Below are 19,192 nucleotides of genomic sequence, written 5' to 3'. Positions count from 1 at the left end.
CGGGCGGAGGCGAGATGTGGGGGCGAGCACAGATGGCGCGAGGCGCGGGCGGAGGCGAGATGTGGGGGCGAGCACAGATGACGCGAGGCGCGGGCGGAGGCGATTCAAAATTGAATTCGCGCGCAGAAGTGCTCCATTCGCGCGCAGAGCACCTCTTTTCGCGCGCAGGGGTGCTCCATTCGCGCGCAGAGCACCTCTTTTCGCGCGCAGGAGTACTCCATTCGCGCGCAGAGCACTTCTTTTCGCGCGCAGGGATGCTCCAATCACGTTCAGAGCACCTCTTTTCGCATATAAAGTGCTTTTTTCTACAAAAATCTTCTATTTTCACACAAAAATGCATCTCTTTTTTGAGCAAAGCTCTAATTACTGCATAAAATTAACCCTCTTCTCCAACGCAGATTCCGATGATTTGATTGGACTTGTTCGCTTGTCCCTTTCTGCGCAAGATAGCTTATTACTCAATACTAATTTGCGTATAATTCTCACTTTGGAGCATATAACTTCTCTACTCACGCGTGAAAGAGTCATGCTAATATACTAATCACTTAGCTGAAAAATAGGCCAAGTGCAAATGACAATTCATGAGTCTTTCTTTTACTTCCTAACTATTTAGTGTGAAATTGCATTACATCTTTCTTGGTCGAAAACAGTAACATAAGGGTGGTTTCGCCCTTTTATGTTTTTACACAGTTATCTTTACTTTTCCTTACGTAAAGAACGATATCGCGCACGATTAAGCTAATTTATCCAATTCTTCTTTTGAGATATGATATGTTACGATATCACCAGAGAGATCTTTGCATATATTTTTAAATATTCTATCATCTTGATGATCATGCGGGAACCTAACATCCCAGCTTAAGACATTCTCATATGTATCTTCTTCCTCTAGATCATAATCCATCTCAGTCATAGCCCATAAGCTCCTTAAATACTTGACTCTATCTCGTCTTTCAGTCTTTGCACCTTCACTATTTTTCATAAAAAATTCTCTCCTCATTTATTTAGTGATTTTTAAAGATTAGTATGGATAGGATTTCCTTGCTAATAGACTCGTCAACCTTAAGTCATTCAATCATAAAAAAAGAGCCCGGTATGCTCAGCTTGGAGATGGTGTAAAATTGCAACACGAGTCGTTCTCCTCTCTCATCCATCGTTAGTAGTACATCACCACAGAATTCACACACATTGCTTTTTTTAATATGCTATTTTTTTCTTCAGAACGACCAAAAACCAGCTAGGTCATCTGACCGAGCTGGTTAACGTTGGGTGAGGACATGCAAACTGTTCCCGCCACGTTTGTACAATCTGTTGCAGGGCCTGTTTGGCGGCCGCTTGTGTGCCAATCATGGCGACAAAACTATGGACGAGATGAGCATAGTGCAAGTGAGTGACGGCAACACCTGCTGCCTCTAGTTTCTTACCATAGGCGATGCCTTCATCACGCAGCGGATCTCCTTCAACAGTGACGAGCAGTGTGGCAGGGAGATGATCTACGCTAGTTGCAAGCAGTGGTGAAGCGAACACCGTCTGCCCATCTTTTTCATCTTCTAAATAGTGCTGCCAAAACCACTTCATTTTTTCACTTGTTAAATTGTAGCGATAGTTCGCTTGGTACGATGACGTTTCAAAATGATAGTGCGTGACCGGCGTAATGAGCAGCTGACTATGCAGCCTGTACGTCCCATGATTTTGATAATACAAAGCGGCGCTGGCCGCTAAATTGCCGCCGGAGCTTTCGCCGCCAATCGTAATTTTCGTAGGATCGCCTTGAAAGCGCGCACTATTTTCAAAGGTCCACGACACAGCCGCTATACTATCAAGAAAGGCTGCTGGATATTTATGCTCAGGCGCTTGACGATACGTTGCCGAAACGACGATTGCATTCGCCTCTTGCGCCATGAACTGGCACACGTTTTCAGCACTATCTAAATCACCAAATACCCAACCGCCTCCATGAAAATAGAGCAACACTGGAAAAGGTCCGTCTCCTTGTGGACGATACACGCGAATCGGTAACGTGTGACCGAGCGGTGATTGTAACGTTTCTTCCAGTACTGTAATACCGTCGATCGATAGCGGTGTATAAAAGGTGCGTGCCAGATCGTAAAAGTGGCGAGACTCCTGTACTGTTAGTTGCTCCAACGGCGGATGCTCATGCTGTTTCATCACCTCTGAAATATTCGCTAGCAGTTCCGTAATGCCACGCTCAATCATAATGAAGTTCCTCCTCTTACTGATACCGTGATCCCATTCTGCACTACTTGTTCAAAAACCGCCTCGCGCTCGCCAATCAGTAAAGACGCTTTTTTATGAGGAAGCGTAATTCGCCCTTGTACCTCGCCGCCAATTTTCTTTAAAATGGGAATAACAAGGCGATTACGAACGTCGGGCTCACCGATAATGCGCTTGGCGCCATAGTGATGAAATAAGAAAAGAATCATGGCCCGAATAAGAGACAAGCCGTCTTCTTTATTCAAATAAGCGCGCGGTCCAATTAAAAGATGCATGCCAAGATCGCCCGCTTCGTATGGATAATAATTAGCAATCTCATCTCCTTGCACGTCATAGGCAATTAAGTAACAGGCGGGAGCGCCATGATATGTACCGATGTAAACATCTTTCTTTTCTGAAGTAACCGAGTTATGCAGCCATTTTTTAAAAAGCGGTTTCTCGACATTTAATTTCCAAAATGGCGCAATATGGTCTTGCTGCATCCATTCATAGAGCACTTCTTCATCACGTTCTAGGTCAACCGCACGAAACGTAAACACGTCTGAAATGCCGTGTTGCTTCACGTCTATCGTCGTAATCATACTCACCCTCCTAATTGATAATGATTATCAATATCACTATTTATGATTATAAAAATAGAATAAAGTTATGTCAATCAATGATTGTAAAAAAGGAGTTTTCAACATGTTAACCATTACACCACTTTCTCCAACAGATGAAACACCTCTGTCTCTCTTGTTATTAGCCGATCCATCGATAAAAAAAGTACGCGCCTCCTTAGCACAAGGCACGTGCTATCTCGCGCGCCTGCAGGACAAAACGATTGGCTGCCTCGTTTTAGTCCCGCTCTCACAACAGACTATTGAAATTATGAATATTGCGGTTGATCCCACCTATCATCGCCAAGGCATTGGTACGCAATTACTAGCGTATGCAAAAACGATGGTGCAACGTGAAGGTTATGCAACACTGGAAGTTGGTACCGGGAACTCAAGCATTGGTCAGCTTGCCTTTTATCAAAAAGCAGGCTTTCGCATGGTGGACATTCAGCCTGATTTCTTTTTGCTTCATTACGATGAACCGATTATTGAAAATGGCATTTTGTGTCGAGATATGATTCGTTTGCAATTTTCCCATTTTACAGGAAAGACAACTCTCTAGGGCGAATACATGTATAAAGAGCGATTCTTACTCTGACTATGGAGGGTGTTCTGTTGTGATGAGGAAGCTTGCAACCATCCTACTCTTGGCGTTACTTTGTCTTTCAGGTGTATGGTATTATGCCTTCGCCCCGACGTATGACCCTTTACCAACAAAAGGAGAGCAGCAATCCTTTGAAGCAAAAGGCGTCCCACCCGGAAGTAAAGCGACGTATGACTTACAGGTAACGATGCACAAGAACCACACCTTCAGTGCGCAAGCAACGATCCACGTTACGAATACGTCCAATGACACATGGAACGATTTGCAATTGTATTTCATTCCGAACATGTTTACGAAGGAAAATGCCCCTGACCTTACCACGCCTGGTTCGGCAGCCATTCAAAAAATGACACTTCAACACCAGAACACATCGTATACGTTAAAAAAAGATCAGCTCATTATTCCACTACGAAAGCCACTTTCACCAAAAGAGCAAGTAACCGCGACGATTGCCTATACGTTCACACTCCCAGAAAACGGCCTTCGTTTTACGAACGAAGAGGGCAATTATTATTTAGCACAATGGTATCCGATGGTTGCAACGTACCGAAATGGCTGGAACAAACAACCGTATGCGCGTTCTGGCGAAACGTATCATACGGCTTTTAGTGACTTTACCGTTTCGTACAAAGCTCCTTCCCGTTATACGGTCGTATCGACAAGTGCTGATGACTCTGCGCAAAAAAAGCAAGTAGGTACATTAACAGCACGCAACGTGAAAGAATTTTTTATCGCCTTTTTACAAAAGCCAAGCGTAGCCTCTACAAAAGTGGGGCAAACGACGCTGAACGTCTGGCGGACATCAAGCAATCATGAAAACGAACAGCAGCTGCTCCAAACCGCCTCACAAGCACTCTCTCTTTTTAATAAAAGTATTGGCCCATATCCGTACAAAGAGCTAGACGTTGTCCTCGGCAACATCGGAATGGAGTATCCGGGCATTGTCACGGCAGGTACGATTTATCGTCAGAAAAAGGTTTCGCTGCAAGCAAAAAAAGATACGATTGTCCATGAAATTGCGCATCAATGGTTTTATGGCGTGATTAGTAACGATCCGTATCACGATGCTTGGCTTGATGAAGGCATGGCCGTTGTAGCTACGCGCTTATATAGCGAAAAATATCCTGAGCCAACAAGCGCGAATCCTCACCGCGCGCCCGCTACGCGTCTAACACTACCGGTTAATTTACCGCTGAATGCGTACCCTGCTAATTTGCAGAGTGCCTATATTTACGGCAAGGCAAGCGGCTATCTATGGAATCTACTCCAAAAAAACGGTTCACCGGAAACGTTTTTACAGTCGTATTACAACCGTTATCGCTATAAGGAAGTATCGTCACAAGAATTTAAGCGATTTGCCAAACATGCCCTACACTTGGAAAATGACGACGCATTTCGAGATTGGTTACGCTAATTTACGATACGGGAGGAATTTGCATGATTACGACAGATCAACTGACGGATGTATTTCTGATCCACGATGTAAAAGACTACGCACCACAAGTAGGAATCTTAGTGTCCATGATGAATTACGCCCGCTATACGACGCTCCAATTAACCAATGGACTCACAACCGCACAGCTTGATTACAAGATCGATGAAGACAGCAATACCATTGGCATGTTGCTCTATCATATCGCTAGCGTTGAACGCATTTATCAACTCCTCACCTTCGAGCATCGCGCGCCCACACTAGAGGAAGATCGCAACGTACTGCTCGGTCTCGAACTGGATGATGAAGCACGGCAGGAAATTAAAGGCCACTCACTATCCTATTACGTTGATTACCTTCATAACACGCGGAAACAAACACTCACCTACTTGCAAACCATCGATGAAGATTGGCTTTTTGCGAGCGGTGAATTATGGGGCCAGCCTACCAATAACTACTTTAAATGGTTTTACGTGATGGAAAATGAAATGAGTCACCGCGGGCAAATGAGCATGATTTTAGAAAAGTTACAAAAGCGATGAACGTTAAAAAAGCACGAATCTATGCCGATTAGGCGACGATTCGTGCTTTTTGCTGTGTCCGTTAAAATCCGAAATGTTGTTTTAACCTAGACCGGTAGTATGCAACATGAAGAAAAAACATGGTAGGATTCTAATTATAATTTAATATTAATGGGTTTTGGACGGAAAATAGTATGTGCATCTCCTTTTCTAAAATACTCACTTGGCTTAAAGCAACTTCTTCATTGATGTTCCTTTTCGTGTTCGGAAAAAAGCGCAACAACACCACTTTGCAAAAAACGGTGAAAGTCCTCACATTTCTTTCCGGAATAATTCGTTTCACTTTGAATCATCCTATCTCTTAGGAGGTCCCTCGGAACGTTTGTTGTCCGGGAGGTCTCTTTGTTTTTGCCGAAAAGGGTTTCTTTACATAACACAAACATTATATACTATTATTGTAAAACATTAGAAAGGGTGATGCTAGATGTATATCGTATTTGTCGTTCTTCCCCTTGTCGTCTTAGCGGCGTCTGTTCTAGGCTGGTTCCTGTTTCGACGGTGGTATGTGGTGCCGCTATTAACGCTCGTTACATTGCTCGTGCTAACGTATACGCAGTTTAATTCCTCTTTCCTCATTTGGGCTGTGTTCTTTCCGGTGTATTCTGCTGCTATTAGTATTTTGTTGCGCCAATTTTCGTTATTGCGTAATCGAAAGAAAACCGTTTGAGCATACTATCCCTAGCGTAAAGTGCGTAGCGACAGTTTTGTTGCTATGCACTTTTTCAACTCAATTCGGATGAAAAATCTGTAGATTAAACGTTTTTATTAGGAATTTGTCTCATCTTTAGTATAATGAAAGAAATTATAGAAACTTTCAGGTGATAAATATGACGTTGAATGAACATTTATATGACTATTTTATCGAAAAAACGTGGGGATTAACGGAAGATTGGTATGCATCGCTAGATAAGAACGATCCAGAAGGAATCTACGCGACAACAGATTCACGCTTGATTGAGGGTTTAAAAAAACAAAACTACGCCTTTCATCAACAGTTTTGTACTCTTTTTAAAGAACATGATGAACACCTATTTCAAGAATGGATTGAAGAAATTGCGAAGGATGAACAGCACTTATCAACGCCTATTCACTACATTTTACGAGAGTTTTTTCGGACACAAGAGCAATATTTAAATCTATTCGAAGCGTTCGTAGCTTCCAATGAGCAGCAGTATTCACCAGAAGCTTTGAACGAATGGCGCCGTAAAATTATTCAAACATTTGAAGAAGTCATTACACAGTTTTCCGAACAAAGTCATGACCGCTCAATGGAACGACTTCGTGCACAGCAGGACATGATTCAAGAATTAAGCGCACCCATTATTACGTTAGGACGACAAACAGCACTCCTACCTCTTATTGGAGAAATCGATACCGATCGTGCACAATTTATTTTAGAAAATACGTTGCTTCAATGTTCGCAAAATAGCACGCAATTACTGTACATTGATTTGTCTGGCGTGGCGATCGTGGATACGATGGTCGGTCATCAATTGTTCCGTCTAATTGAAGCGCTCAGCTTAATTGGTGTTAAATGTGCTTTATCCGGCGTTCGACCGGAAGTTGCCCAAACAGCCGTTCAACTTGGAATGGACTTTAGCAACATTACTGTAAAATCGCGTTTAAACTTATGGGACTCAAATTAAACAAGAAAAAGGCGTCATCCCTTTAACGGATGGCGCCTTCTGTTTTTCTTGAAAAGATCGCTCTCATGACCTGATAGACTACTAACAGCGTTTCATAAGGTGCAATGATTCGTGAAACGAGACGGTTTAAGGCCTTTGAGGCAAGCAGTGCTGAGATGAGCATAGCTCCCATTCCTAATAAAATAAGGCGCGTATCTTTTTGAACGCTTTGTAACCAGCTTGGATTCGCCTGCAAGATGAAAACAAAAATCGGATGAAATAGAAAAATCGTTAACGAGTGATCGCCCCACGTCGTTAACCAGCTTCTTCGGCTCGTTACACTCTTTAAAAGAAGCCACGAGAGAAGGAACGCTACACCATAATGAAGAAACATCTTTTCAAGATAACCATCACCATGCCCCATAAACCGGTGCGCGCCATAGCTGCCACGAAACAGTTGCTCCAAATGAGGGTTTTTTTGAATATAGAGAAGCAACCAAACAATGACCGCCCCGCATGTGATATACCCAACACGATGAAACGACACATACAGTCGCTGCAATCTTTCACGAGTTATAAAAAAACCTACTAAAAAGAACGGCGCAAACGAAAGCGTACGCTGATAGCTAAGTGTATAGGTGCTCATCTCGGGATCAACGGTCTTCAGCATGGATACAACATCGTGCGCATAGTAACGCGAAGCAACAGCAACGAGCACCACGCAGCTTACTACCGCAACGACTAGTAACGCATGTGAAATCCTTTTCAAGCCATAAGCAAGCGCATACCAAACACATAAGCTCACAATGTACCATAAATGAAATTGTGGTTTTTCATATCCCCATTGCAGCGTTTTTTCCACACCGATCACATACACCAGAAAGTTAAAGAATGCTTGAAAAACAACGTATAATAGCAGTAAATTTAAGATTTTCTTTCCCTTAACATTTTTAGCTAAATACCCACTAATGAGTATAAATAATGGCATATGAAAAGAGTAAATAAACACAAAAACGTTATAATATGTTGACTTGTATACTTCGATTAAATGTCCAAACACGACGAGGAAAATTAACAAGCCTTTCATGTTGCTGATTTTTAAATCTTTTGAATTGACGGTGCGCATGTCACCAACCTCCACTCTCCCACTAGCAAGTAACGTCAAAGTATTCTTCCACTTTTGTCGTTTTTTGTCTAGACCACAAGACATTTATGGGTCATAGGAGAATAGAACTAGATTGGTTATTAAAAGTTAAAGCTTTCTAGAATAAGAGCGACTGTTTCTGCTGGCGTGCGGTGCGTCGTATTGATGCGCACATAAGGACGGTGCTTAATTTCACCTGGAAGTGATTGTAAGCGATATTGCTCCATTGAGGTTAGTAGATTGTGATCGGACCATTCTAGGTTTTGTTTCGTAGGTTTTTGCGCTAAGCGAAAGGGGTGACGATTGCGCGCCAAGCGCTCGTCTACGTCTGCTTCAAGTTCCACAAAATAAATCTCAGCACCCGCCTCTTCAAAAATCGCACAAACCTTTTTCACATAGTCGTGATCTTCTTGTTGATCAAATGCCCAAACGTACGTAAAAATAAAGCCTGGTAAGTCGCTATGCGCCACTTCACGAAAAACCGCCTCGCGCAGGGTATGCACGAGACGCTCGCCCTCTTTCGTACCATAGTCAAAATAACGAGACACTAAATCAATAGTCATGTGATTGTGAAACAATTTATACCCGGTTGCCTTTTCCAATTCAAAGCCGACCGTCATTTTACCGACGGCTTGTGGTCCAAAAAGCAGTATAAATTTCATCTGTATACCCCCTTGAAGTTGTTGTATGCTAGAAGTAGTTCTATAGGAAAGGAAATGAATATGAATTCTTTTAACGCCTTTGATCGCTATGTGTTACCTCATTACCCGCTCATTATCGTGATTGTTGCGCTGCTGTTTCTTTATGTAGGAGTGCTCTATTATCGCAACGGCTCAACAGTTGCGGGATTCGGTTGGATGATTACAGCGGTCGTTGCCATTTTTATCGCGGGTTTTTTACACTAATATAAATATCTACTTGTGCGTCTTCTGGGTTTTGCGCGCGCTCATCATACACTTCAAAATCCGTTCCATATGCGCGCTCTTGTTGTTCTTGCCACTGCCAAATCTTTTCCCACGCTTTTGGAACCACTTCTCCAACCGGTCCTTTTTCCGTCGTAAAGACGAGATAATCTTGCTTCGGCACGACAGCGAGCACGCCTGCACCTGGCTCCTCTGTCCCAATGCCGTACGTATAAGCGCCATGCTCGTTACTTTCATAATTCGTATACACCGCGTACACCGTTCCTGTCGGAGCTCCTTGCTTATAAAAATCAGCCCACATTGCAGGAATTACACCTTGTCCCTTACCTTCTTGTTCATTTGTCGTAACAGCTCTTTTCCCATATAGTGTAAACGCTTCTTTCATCTCTCTTCCTCCCTTTCATTGACCGTGATATACTATATATTACCATTACAAAGAGGCGAAAGGAGCATTGTCTGTATGAATTTTTCCGCTGCCAATGTAGCTGCATCTCCTGTTCTCGTCGTCATTACAGCGTATGACTCTTCCTGTTCTTCTCCTTTATCACTAAAAGCTGGCGCCTCTGTTCACATTGGGCGTTATTATACTGGAAGCGAAACTTGGGAGAATTGGGTCTATTGCACACCAACTGACGGCTCTGCTGCTGGCTGGGTGCCTCGCTCTTACGTAGATGATGATGGTCTTTTGCTAGTAGACTATTGCGCTCATGAATTAACGGTTCAGGTAGAAGAGCGTCTTTTCTTCATCAAAGAACAAGGCGGCTGGTACTATTGCGGTAAAGAGAATACAAAGGAAGTGGGGTGGGTTCCGAAGACATGTGTAGCGGCACGTCCTACATAGTACAACGCCTCATCATTGGAAAACGATAATAGGAGCTTGATTATGACCTGGAACACACACCACCTTACAACACCACGAGGAACGTTTGAAGTTTTTACGAAAGGCACGGGACAGCCATTATGTGTGACGCATCACTATTCTTCCTTTAATGAGAGTGGCGATTATTTTGCCGAAGCTTTCACCGATCAATTTACGGTGTATCTCGTAAATTTAAAAGGCACTGGCCATACGTCGGCACCGGCTGCTGAACATGAGCTCAGTATGGTTGATGCCGTTTATGATTTAGAAAGCATTCGAGAAACGCTTGGGTTTTCAACCTGGCACTTTGCCGGTCATTCTACTGGAGGTATGATTGGTCTTCTGTATGGCATTTACTTTTCACCGTCACTAACATCACTCACTCTCGTTAGTACGGCTGCTCGCAACTATATGGACGAAACGAGCGCCTGCATTTATCATCGTGAGCATCCTCAATTTCAGTACATGCAGTCTCTTATTGAAGCGCTAAAGGTGCCAGAGCGATCGACCGAAGAGCGCACACACCTAGCGCAGGAACGCACGAAGCTTTCACTGTATCGTCCTGAGCTTTATGAGAACTACTTTTCATTACCTATCACAAAAACAATGGCAGTAAGCCGTATGAATTTTTTCGCACGTGAGATGCTGATTTACGACATCACCCGTCAACTATACAAAATCACCACCCCTACTCACGTCATGTGTGGTCGTCACGACGTTCAATGTCCGTTACTTTTTTCAGAAGAAATTTCCGCCGGCATTCCCGGCAGTACTTTTACTACTTTTGAAGAAAGTAATCACTATCCTTTCTTAGAAGAAAAAGACGCCTTTAGCCGTGCAATTTCAACACTTATGCACTCATAAACAATAAGGAGTTGGTTTACAATGAATGATTTGATGGTGTGGATTACCTTATTTTATATCATCCTACTGCTTACATTTTTTGTATTCATACGAAACTTCCTTACGAAAAGAAAAGAAATGCAACGAAAAATTGATGAATTGCAAGTGCAGGTGCAAGAGCTGACGGATCATAAAAAACCGCGGTAAGGAGATAGTTTTAAAGCAAAAAAGGACTTGGGATACAATACTTACTCTGTTTCGCGGCGTATGCGGGGAATTGACTTGGTTGTGCGCAAATACACCTGGTCTTGCGCCAACCGGAAATCTCTTGTGCGCTTTACTCTTTTTGCAATCATTGAAGAGCTTTTACGCAGATTATCTCTTAATTTTCGCTATTTTTCATTCCTTACCTACGTTGTTGGAGACAATTTGCCTAGTATGCGCGGGAATCGGAGGCTCTTGCGCGCGAACTGACCTGATCTGCGCGCGAATCAGGGGCTCCTGCGCGCGAACTGACCTAGTCTGCGCGCGAATCAGGGGCTCCTGCGCGCGAACTGACCTAGTCTGCGCGCGAATCAGGGGCTCCTGCGCGCGAATACAGAAGAGCCTGCTCTTTATTCTAATTTTAGGAGTCTTCAATAGCTTCTTTATATACGCAACACAATCTATAATCAAACGAACGGGCGATATAAAAAAATGGCTTGATCATCGAAACGGATGATCAAGCCATTTTTTTATGAGCTAAGGCTGTTTATGCTCCAGCCTCTTTTATTCTTCTCTCTATTTACTTCCTAGCACAAAACGCTGAATGGCGTTTGCAACACCGTCTTCGTTGTTCGTAGTACTCACATAATCGGCTATTTCTTTTACTTTGTCTTGCGCATTGCCCATGGCAACGCCGATGCCCGCTTCGGTGATCATTGCAATATCATTTAAACTATCGCCCATCGCCATAACATGCTCCATCGTAATGCCGAGTTCTTTGCAGACGCGCTGTAAGGCACGTGCTTTGTTCACGCCTGTAGCATTTACTTCGATGTTGGTCAGGCTTGAATTACTAACTTCTAGTTCGGGATTATTGCGTAACTCTTCTAAGATCGTTTTCCGTGCTTCGTCGTCTTCTGTGTCAAAGCCAAATTTAATCCAGTTATGCTCGCTTGCGTTTTCTGGGAATTCTTCACGATACACTTGGTCTGACGTGACGCACCAAAACGACGTGTTATGTTGTTGCGAAAGCTCATGCATACGCTGCACGTGGTCGCTACCTAAGCTATTTCGCTCGAGAAGATTTCCTTGTTCGTCCCAAATTTCACCGCCGTTAACGGTAACAAGATACGAATTCAGCGCTAAAGATTTGGCATGATCTCCACACGTAATCAACGACCGTCCTGTGCTTAAAACGACGTGAATGCCTAACACTTGGGCTGCTTTAATAGCCTCACGATTGCCAATAGAAATTTCGTCCTGATCATTTAAAAGCGTGCCGTCCATATCGAGCGCGATTAATTTTATGTCTTTACTCATTTTTTATCACCCTTTCTTATGTTATCCAGCGAAGATAATTTCTATAATGTAGCATTTGCCTATACAAAAAGCTACTATGATGCAACGCACACGAAAAAGCGCTAGCAATCTCCATGACTGCTAGCGCTACTATCGTTATAGTGATAAATCGTTTTTTTGCGCGGCCTTTTGGCGTTGGCGTTTTGATTTACGGAAATGAAGAAGCTCATAGAATACAGGGACAATAACCAGTGTTAATACCGTTGCCACGGATAAGCCGCCAATAACAACGACCGCAAGTGACTTCGATACTAAACTGCCACCTTCTGCTTCGGTAAAGAGCAATGGAATCATCGCAAATACGGTCGCAACTGCCGTCATAATAACCGGACGAAGACGCGTTGCACACGCTTCTAAAATGGCGTCACGCATTATCATATGTTCTTCGTTTTGTTTCACACGATCGATGAGCACAATCGCATTCGTGATGACGATTCCGATTAACATTAACCCACCGATCAGTGCCGTTGGATCGGCTGATACGCCTGAAAGCAATAAGCCAAGCACTGCACCAATGGAAGCAAGTGGTAACGTCATTAAAATTGCCAGTGGTGCCCGAATCGTTTTAAAGGTCATTACCATAATTAAGAAGACAATGACGATGGAAGCAAGCATCGTTAAGCCAAGATCGACGAAATCACTGCCTTGCTGTTGAGCTGCCCCACCTTGCTCATAACTGACCCCTTTTGGAAGCTTCACCTTTTTAATGTTGCTATCGACTTTTGCTGCTACTTCGGATAGTTGCTCAGGCTCCACGTCCATACTTACACGCACGTATGGTTTGCCGTCTTTCGTTAAGACGGTACTCGGTTGCTCGCTTGCTGTAATTGTCGCGATGTTACCAAGTGTTGTCACTCCTTTAGGCGTTAGCACAGGGAGCTTTTTCAGTTGATTTGCCTTCGTTGGTGTTAAGTCGGCGTTTAACACGACTGGCACCGTTTGTTCATCTAACGTAATCGCTCCAATTGGCATGGGCGAGATAAGTGAAGCCACTTGTTGTGCAGCCGCTTCCGCATTTGCTTTCTCACTTTTCACTTGAACAGTATAGAGCGGTACAGTTTTCTCTTGATTGCTGCTTACTTTTTTCACACCGTCAATCTTTTCAACGCGTGACATGATGTCTTTAGAAGTCGTGACAACTTCATCTACGTTACTGCCCATCACATCATACGTAATGACAGCACCGCCTGCACCGCCTGACATACTCGCAGCGCTCGCCGTAATCTCGACGTTTTGTTCTTCTTTTTTCAGTTTGTTCACTTCATCAATAAAGGCATTAGCACCTTTATTGTCGTTCATAATGACGGTAAAATCGACAACGTTTGGCTCACCGACGGCACCATACTTCGCACCGCTTTCACTTACGCCGTATTGACTAATAATATATTTCGTTCCCGAAAGCGCGGTTAGCTTCTTTTCAAAGGATGTTAACTGTTTTTTAAGATCCGCTACGGGCGTATTGCTTGGAAATTCCATTTTGATACTGGCCATGCCAGCACTTTCGCTATCGGTTGCGCCTTTTGGCAACGCAACATACAAGCCAATGGAACCGACAAGTACGACCACTGCTAGTAAAATTGGTACGTACTTATGATTGAGCGACCAGCGCAACAGCCCCACATAGCGTTTTGGCTCGCGATGAGCAGGTAGCTTCATCTTTTTTAACATGCCGTTACTTAATAGTGGCACAACCGTTAGCGCTACGAGTAAGGATGCGAGCAGTGAATACGTCACTGTTAAGCCGAACGGTAATAGAAATTCTCGTAGTGAGCCATTCACAAGCCCCATCGGTAAAAAGACGGCTACTGTAATGAGCGTTGACGACGTAATCGCTCGCGCCACTTCCGTCGTAGCCTTCATGACGACCTCTTTAGAGAAGGCTTGCTTTTGACTTTTTCTAAAAATATTCTCGACGACTACGATACTATCATCGACGAGTCGTCCAACGGCTACCGCTACCCCACCGAGCGTGAGAATGTTCAGCGTAATGCCTGACAACCACAGCAATAAGAGCGTAATGCCAAGCGACAGTGGAATCGAAACAATCGTTACGAGTGTCGGTTTAAAGCGTCGTAAAAAGACGAGAATAATAAGCGTCGCAAACAGCGCCCCAATTAATACTTCGCGCATCATGCTATTTACCGAATCCTCTACCATTTCACCGGTTGAAAAGAGGAGCTTCGCTTTAACGCCTGGATTGTCTTTGTTAATAGCAGCAATGGTATCTTTCACATCTTTACTAGTTGTAACGGCTGACGCAGCGCTTTCTTTCATAATCATAATTGCTAAGCTTTCATTGCCGTTAATACGCATTAAATTGTTACTACCATTTTTCAGTTTAATAGACGCAACATCGCCTAATGTAACCGAAGGCGCTTGTGGACTTGCTTGCGGAATAGGGAGCTTACGCAACGTGTCTAAGCTTTTCACATTATCCGTAACAAGGATCGCGCTTTTCTTTTGATTCAGCGTGACTTCACCTGCTGAGGTAGAAACATTCTGACCTTGCAGTGCTGTCATCATCGTGTTAAGCGGTAGCTTCTTTTCTTGAATTTTCTTCTGATCTAGCTTTACTTCGATTTGTGGTGTGTTTTCACCAAAAATACTCGCTTGTGCGATGCTTTTTTTATTTTCAAAAAGAGGCAGCAGCTTCTTTTGGGCTTGTTCGGTCGTTTCTTTCGTAATGCCTTCATCAAACGTTAGCGATACTTGTGCAATCGGAATCATGGATGTGTTCAATTGCGAGACTTGTGGTTTTGCTACGTTTTTTGGTAAAGAAACGCCGCTTAGGAGATCTTCGACTTCTCGCTTCGCTTCTTTCATGTTCGTTTTGGAATCAAAGTTAATTTGTACTTGTGAATAACCATCTCCGGTTGTTGATAGAACGGATTTTTTCCCTTTTACACTTGTCACCGCTCGCTCAATGGGATCGGTTACTTTTTTAGCAAGCGAGCCAGCATCATATCCTTGTCCGATGGTAATGACACTTACTTGTGGATTTGCTGCTTCTGGGAGAAATTCCATAGGCAGGCGATAATAGCTGACTGCACCTGCAATTAAAGAGATGATAACTAAAAGTGTGACACTTGCTTTGTTACGAAAAGCCCATTTCGTTAAAAAATTCATGTTTGTTTCTCCACCCCAATCCTAATACTTTTACAACCCATGCTTCCTTCTTAGTGTAAGAAGATTCTTCCAACATTAGAAGTAGAAAAGTTCATTTGTTTTCCATGACATTTGTCATCTTATTCCGCATGAAATTTCTCATTCGCTCCTTGTTCAATAAAGGTTTGGAGCTTATGCACAATGCGATGAAAGTCTTGTACGTCCTGCTCTTCTAGCTGTGAAAAATATTGATCAATGAGCTTAGCATCAAGCGCAGCGTACGTTTCATAGAGTTCTACACCTTTTGTTCCGAGCGATACATGCACTTCGCGGCGATTGTTTTCATTCGTTTCGCGCTTTACAAAATGCAGCTGCTCTAGCTTGCTTACGAGCTGACTTACTGCGCTTGGCGATGATTGCATGCGCTCAGCCAATTGATTTACCGTTAAGCTACCTGCTTGCTCAATGTATTGAAGCAGCAGTGTCTGTTTTACCGTTAATTGATGATCGAGTAAGTCTTCAAATTCCTTTACGAGTAAAACGTTCATGCGGTTTAACACATCAAAGCTTTCTTTTAACAAGTGGTGCTTGCTGTTTTTCATGATGCAGTGCTCCCTCCTATTTAACAGTTTAGACATCTTTACTATTTAGCCTTATTATACTTTTAATGGAATAAACTGTAAACATTATTGTTCAATACTATCGGTCATTCTTTAGTGATGCAGGTAAGCCTTTCTTTCTGCTACAATAGGGAGAAATGTACGAACGTCCCTCAGCGTAGCAATGCCCCTTTGCTCCATTAAAAACTCAAGCACAGCGCTCATGTATGTATTCTTCATCACCTTAAGTAGTGTGAAACGTTTCAGAAACGGGAAGAATAAAAAAATCATTTAGGTAGAAAGGATTCTTCTCATGAATCAATCAAAAGGTGTTTTTGCGATTTTACTGATTAATATTTTCATTGCTTTTCTCGGCATGGCGCTTATTTTTCCAGTCATGCCTGCCTTTATAAATTCGATGCATCTTTCAGGGAGTACGCTCGGCTATTTGGTCGCTACTTTCGCCTTTGCTCAGCTCATTGTCTCGCCATTTTCAGGCCGTTGGGTCGATCAATACGGACGGAAACGCTTTATCGTCATTGGCCTGTTGCTGTTCGGCGTTTCGCAAGTCATTTTTGCGGTTGCCCATGTTGTGCCGTTGCTTTATGTATCGCGTGTGATTGGCGGCGTAAGTGCAGCTTTTGTAACACCAGGTGTCACCGCATACGTAGCTGATATAACGACCGATCGTGAGCGTGCCAAAGCAATGGGCTTCGTGTCAGCAGCGATTAGTACAGGCTACATTATCGGACCTGGTGTTGGTGGTTTTCTCGCGACATACGGCGTGCGCGCTCCCTTTTTTACGGCCGCTATTTTTGGGCTGATCGCTTGCTTGCTATCTCTTTTCGTTCTCAAAGAAACCCTTACAGAAGAAGCAAAAGTGACCAATCGAGCAAACGCACATCAATCCAGCTTTTTTAGCGATTTAAAGCGCTCGCTACTGCCCGTTTATTTTATTGCCTTTCTCATCGTGTTCATTTTAGCGCTCGGCTTATCGTCCTATGAATCGATTTTCAGCTTATTTACGAACCGACGCTTCGGCTATTCGCCACAAAAAATCGCCTTGATCGTCACCATCAGCTCGATTGTCGGCATGCTCGTGCAAGTCATTTGGTTCGGTAAGCTCGTTCAATCACTCGGTGAAAAGAAATTAATTCAGCTCTGCTTACTAGGCGGTGCCATTTTAGCGGTCGTATCTACGATCATTTCCGGATTTATCGCTGTGTTGCTTGTCACGACCTTTATTTTCTTAGCATTTGACTTACTGCGCCCAGCCTTAACGACCTTCTTATCAAAAACAGCACAAAACGAACAAGGCTTCGTCGCTGGCATGAACTCCGCCTACACAAGCCTTGGCAACATTATCGGTCCAACGATGGGCGGGTTGTTATTTGATTGGTCCCTGCTTTATCCGTATCTCTTTTCGGCCGCAGCGCTTCTGCTCGGATTGTTATTTACGAACTTTTGGAAAGAGGAATAAGCGTCACCCTAAAAGCTGTTGAGAACCATTCAACAGCTTTTTTTGCAGTGTTATTTGTAAAAAATGTAACAAAAGGGACTTATTATGGTATTATTTACGTATAAAAAGGGGGAATCTCACTTGAAAAAACTAATCACTAGTTTCATTACGCTCGGCATATTAGTAGCAATTAGTTACGCGATTAGCTTCTTTACAGATGCAAATTTTATTGATTTTACATTTTTCGTCGGTTTGTGCGTAAGTAGTGCCATGTGGTTTTTTAATTCAAAAGGGGGATTTTCTTCACGAAGTACAGCTCTCTCTATGCAAAGTACAACAGGGATGAAAGTAGAAGCTGAAAAGTTTACGTTTAACCCAAGTGTTGCCTTTATTACTTCCGTATCGTTTACAGTCCTCTCTTTAGTAGCTACATTCATTTATTATCGAAATTATTTTATCTAATAGAGTAACGAAAAAGAGCTTGATTGAAAAGCTCTTTTTTTGTTATGCATTGAGCTAAAATCTTAGAGCGCAAGGCTAAACGTAGCAACAGCTAAACTAATTAGCGTTGTCATTAACCAATTTTCTTTAGAATACGTTCCTAATAACAAATTGAGAAAAGCACCAAGTAAAAAGGTAAAGCAAAAAATAACAAGGAATACTAAAAACAAATACATAAAATCCTCCAATCTTTATAAAAAAAGGGTATTAGTTCCTTTTAAGTATAGCAAAAAAGGGAGAAAAGAATAATGCCTCGCCTCCTATGGCACGCTAACCCTAAGAGGTGATCATTATGCGTTATATCGTGTGCGTTTTGTTTAGTCTCCTTCTATGCTTATATCCGTTACGTACTGAAGCTATAGATGAGAGAGAGTCTTGCGAAAGCCAAATCAGTTCATTTGTAACAGGATTAAGAGCTGAAACGGCTAAGCAGGCAGTCGAATTATGGATTTTAGGCGTTAAAAATCGGAGTGGTGCCGTTCAATATGCTGAGCTCTCTCCCCTGCTGCAAAAACAAACAAGAAAAGCCTTTGCAGACGGACATTGGACTACAGGACAATCCAGTCCTTGGGTGGATCATTTTCAACTTAAAAACGTATCAAAAATCAGCAAAAATAAATACCGCTATACCGTTGTCTACGATTTAATCACTTCCTATGAAAATTTCGGTTCACGAACAAAAACAATCACAGTCGAAAAAAATCCTGCCGTTGATGAAACCAACTGGTTTATTACAAAAATCACGACACGTAACGCTCCATATGAAGCATTTACTCCAGCGGAGACCATTTTACATGAATAAACGGACTTAGGGCACAATACGCCCTCTGTTTTGTACTACATCTGGAGCTCTTGCTCGCAAACCGGAGTCTCCTAAGTGCATCACTCTTTTCGCGGTCATTGAAGAGCTTGCACGCTATTTCTTCTCATTTTTGAGCGAATTTACGAGAGTATCTCTTAATTTGCTCTCTTTTTCATCCCTTGCATACGTTGTTGGAGTCAAGTCCATAATATTGTGTAAAAGTCTAAATCAGTTTCAACCCTGTTACGCTGTTCTACCATACTAAACCTTATTTAGTTGTTGAGGGTAGAACCTTCTGCAGGCGGTAAATATTTACGG

General features: G+C 42.9%; 23 protein-coding genes. 13 read left to right on the top strand and 10 right to left on the bottom strand.

The window, feature by feature from the left end:
* Positions 1-374: hypothetical protein (locus A374_RS21160; RefSeq protein WP_007203383.1), on the top strand; the 374-nt coding region annotated here is incomplete at its 5' end.
* Positions 375-733: 359 nt separating this feature from the next.
* On the opposite strand, the gene A374_RS16520 is transcribed toward A374_RS21160, so the two are convergent.
* The 3 genes from A374_RS16520 to A374_RS16510 form a co-directional block, all read right to left on the bottom strand.
* Complete coding sequence (locus A374_RS16520; protein WP_007203382.1) at positions 734-982, bottom strand: hypothetical protein; 249 nt, start codon at positions 980-982, stop codon at positions 734-736.
* A gap of 260 nt (positions 983-1,242) precedes the next feature.
* Positions 1,243-2,217 (bottom strand): alpha/beta hydrolase, encoded by a 975-nt coding sequence (locus A374_RS16515; RefSeq protein WP_007203381.1) that lies wholly within the window; start codon positions 2,215-2,217, stop codon positions 1,243-1,245.
* Positions 2,214-2,816, bottom strand: a complete 603-nt coding sequence (locus A374_RS16510) for a GNAT family N-acetyltransferase (RefSeq protein WP_007203380.1) — start codon at positions 2,814-2,816, stop codon at positions 2,214-2,216. The genes A374_RS16515 and A374_RS16510 overlap by 4 nt, the downstream gene beginning before the upstream one ends.
* A 103-nt stretch (positions 2,817-2,919) precedes the next feature.
* Between A374_RS16510 and A374_RS16505 the strand changes: the two genes are divergently transcribed.
* The 5 genes from A374_RS16505 (at position 2,920) to A374_RS16485 (ending at position 7,097) form a co-directional block, all read left to right on the top strand.
* Complete coding sequence (locus tag A374_RS16505) at positions 2,920-3,396, top strand: GNAT family N-acetyltransferase (protein ID WP_007203379.1); 477 nt, start codon at positions 2,920-2,922, stop codon at positions 3,394-3,396.
* A 58-nt stretch (positions 3,397-3,454) separates the two neighbouring features.
* On the top strand, positions 3,455-4,852 hold the full coding sequence (locus A374_RS16500) for a M1 family metallopeptidase (protein ID WP_238535187.1): 1,398 nt from the start codon (positions 3,455-3,457) through the stop codon (positions 4,850-4,852).
* 23 nt (positions 4,853-4,875) lie between these two features.
* On the top strand, positions 4,876-5,412 hold the full coding sequence (locus A374_RS16495; RefSeq protein WP_007203377.1) for a DinB family protein: 537 nt from the start codon (positions 4,876-4,878) through the stop codon (positions 5,410-5,412).
* Positions 5,413-5,875: 463 nt separating this feature from the next.
* The gene (locus tag A374_RS16490) at positions 5,876-6,118 is read left to right on the top strand and encodes a DUF2651 family protein (protein ID WP_007203376.1); all 243 of its coding nucleotides are present in this window, start codon (positions 5,876-5,878) and stop codon (positions 6,116-6,118) included.
* 160 nt (positions 6,119-6,278) lie between these two features.
* Positions 6,279-7,097, top strand: coding sequence for an STAS domain-containing protein (locus A374_RS16485; protein ID WP_007203375.1), 819 nt, complete (start codon positions 6,279-6,281; stop codon positions 7,095-7,097).
* A gap of 22 nt (positions 7,098-7,119) precedes the next feature.
* Here the strand turns inward: A374_RS16485 and A374_RS16480 are convergent, their stop codons facing one another.
* Together A374_RS16480 and A374_RS16475 are read right to left on the bottom strand one after the other, a co-directional pair.
* Complete coding sequence (locus tag A374_RS16480; protein ID WP_007203374.1) at positions 7,120-8,202, bottom strand: acyltransferase family protein; 1,083 nt, start codon at positions 8,200-8,202, stop codon at positions 7,120-7,122.
* A 119-nt stretch (positions 8,203-8,321) separates the two neighbouring features.
* Positions 8,322-8,882 carry an AAA family ATPase gene (locus A374_RS16475; RefSeq protein WP_007203373.1) on the bottom strand — a complete coding sequence of 187 codons (561 nt, stop codon included), beginning with the start codon at positions 8,880-8,882 and terminating at the stop codon, positions 8,322-8,324.
* 60 nt (positions 8,883-8,942) lie between these two features.
* On the opposite strand from A374_RS16475, the gene A374_RS16470 reads away from it, so the two are divergent.
* Positions 8,943-9,125, top strand: coding sequence for a hypothetical protein (locus A374_RS16470; protein ID WP_007203372.1), 183 nt, complete (start codon positions 8,943-8,945; stop codon positions 9,123-9,125).
* On the opposite strand, the gene A374_RS16465 is transcribed toward A374_RS16470, so the two are convergent.
* Positions 9,103-9,528: a GyrI-like domain-containing protein gene (locus tag A374_RS16465; protein WP_007203371.1), complete on the bottom strand. Its 426-nt coding sequence runs from the start codon at positions 9,526-9,528 to the stop codon at positions 9,103-9,105. The two genes, A374_RS16470 and A374_RS16465, sit on opposite strands and share 23 nt — an antisense overlap.
* Positions 9,529-9,603: 75 nt before the next feature.
* Here A374_RS16465 and A374_RS16460 point away from each other — a divergent pair, with 75 nt between their 5' ends.
* The 3 genes from A374_RS16460 to A374_RS20720 are packed head-to-tail and all read left to right on the top strand — an operon-like array spanning position 9,604 to position 11,052.
* A complete protein-coding gene (locus tag A374_RS16460; protein ID WP_007203370.1) occupies positions 9,604-9,984 on the top strand; it encodes an SH3 domain-containing protein in 381 nt (126 codons plus the stop codon).
* 42 nt (positions 9,985-10,026) lie between these two features.
* A complete protein-coding gene (locus A374_RS16455; protein WP_007203369.1) occupies positions 10,027-10,866 on the top strand; it encodes an alpha/beta fold hydrolase in 840 nt (279 codons plus the stop codon).
* Between the two features lie 21 nt (positions 10,867-10,887).
* Entirely contained in the window at positions 10,888-11,052 is a 165-nt protein-coding gene (locus A374_RS20720; protein WP_156793259.1) for a hypothetical protein, read from the top strand.
* 573 nt (positions 11,053-11,625) lie between these two features.
* Here A374_RS20720 and A374_RS16450 read toward each other — a convergent pair.
* From A374_RS16450 to A374_RS16440, 3 genes are all read right to left on the bottom strand, one after another.
* Positions 11,626-12,369: a Cof-type HAD-IIB family hydrolase gene (locus A374_RS16450; protein ID WP_007203368.1), complete on the bottom strand. Its 744-nt coding sequence runs from the start codon at positions 12,367-12,369 to the stop codon at positions 11,626-11,628.
* Positions 12,370-12,504: 135 nt separating this feature from the next.
* Complete coding sequence (locus tag A374_RS16445; RefSeq protein ID WP_007203367.1) at positions 12,505-15,534, bottom strand: efflux RND transporter permease subunit; 3,030 nt, start codon at positions 15,532-15,534, stop codon at positions 12,505-12,507.
* Between the two features lie 119 nt (positions 15,535-15,653).
* The gene (locus tag A374_RS16440; RefSeq protein ID WP_007203366.1) at positions 15,654-16,115 is read right to left on the bottom strand and encodes a MarR family winged helix-turn-helix transcriptional regulator; all 462 of its coding nucleotides are present in this window, start codon (positions 16,113-16,115) and stop codon (positions 15,654-15,656) included.
* A 310-nt stretch (positions 16,116-16,425) separates the two neighbouring features.
* On the opposite strand from A374_RS16440, the gene A374_RS16435 reads away from it, so the two are divergent.
* Both A374_RS16435 and A374_RS16430 read left to right on the top strand, forming a co-directional pair.
* Positions 16,426-17,592 carry an MFS transporter gene (locus A374_RS16435; RefSeq protein WP_007203365.1) on the top strand — a complete coding sequence of 389 codons (1,167 nt, stop codon included), beginning with the start codon at positions 16,426-16,428 and terminating at the stop codon, positions 17,590-17,592.
* Positions 17,593-17,712: 120 nt separating this feature from the next.
* Positions 17,713-18,033 (top strand): hypothetical protein, encoded by a 321-nt coding sequence (locus A374_RS16430; RefSeq protein ID WP_007203364.1) that lies wholly within the window; start codon positions 17,713-17,715, stop codon positions 18,031-18,033.
* A 62-nt stretch (positions 18,034-18,095) separates the two neighbouring features.
* On the opposite strand, the gene A374_RS20715 is transcribed toward A374_RS16430, so the two are convergent.
* Entirely contained in the window at positions 18,096-18,248 is a 153-nt protein-coding gene (locus A374_RS20715; protein WP_156793258.1) for a hypothetical protein, read from the bottom strand.
* 116 nt (positions 18,249-18,364) lie between these two features.
* Here A374_RS20715 and A374_RS16425 point away from each other — a divergent pair, with 116 nt between their 5' ends.
* Positions 18,365-18,874 (top strand): hypothetical protein, encoded by a 510-nt coding sequence (locus A374_RS16425; protein WP_007203363.1) that lies wholly within the window; start codon positions 18,365-18,367, stop codon positions 18,872-18,874.
* The last annotated feature ends 318 nt before the right edge of the window (positions 18,875-19,192 follow it).

The organism is Fictibacillus macauensis ZFHKF-1 (assembly GCF_000269865.1).
In the GTDB taxonomy this organism is placed as follows: Bacteria; Bacillota; Bacilli; order Bacillales; family Fictibacillaceae; genus Fictibacillus_C; species Fictibacillus_C macauensis.
Note: the sequence above shows the minus strand (reverse complement) of the source record. Positions and strands in the feature narration are given on the sequence as shown.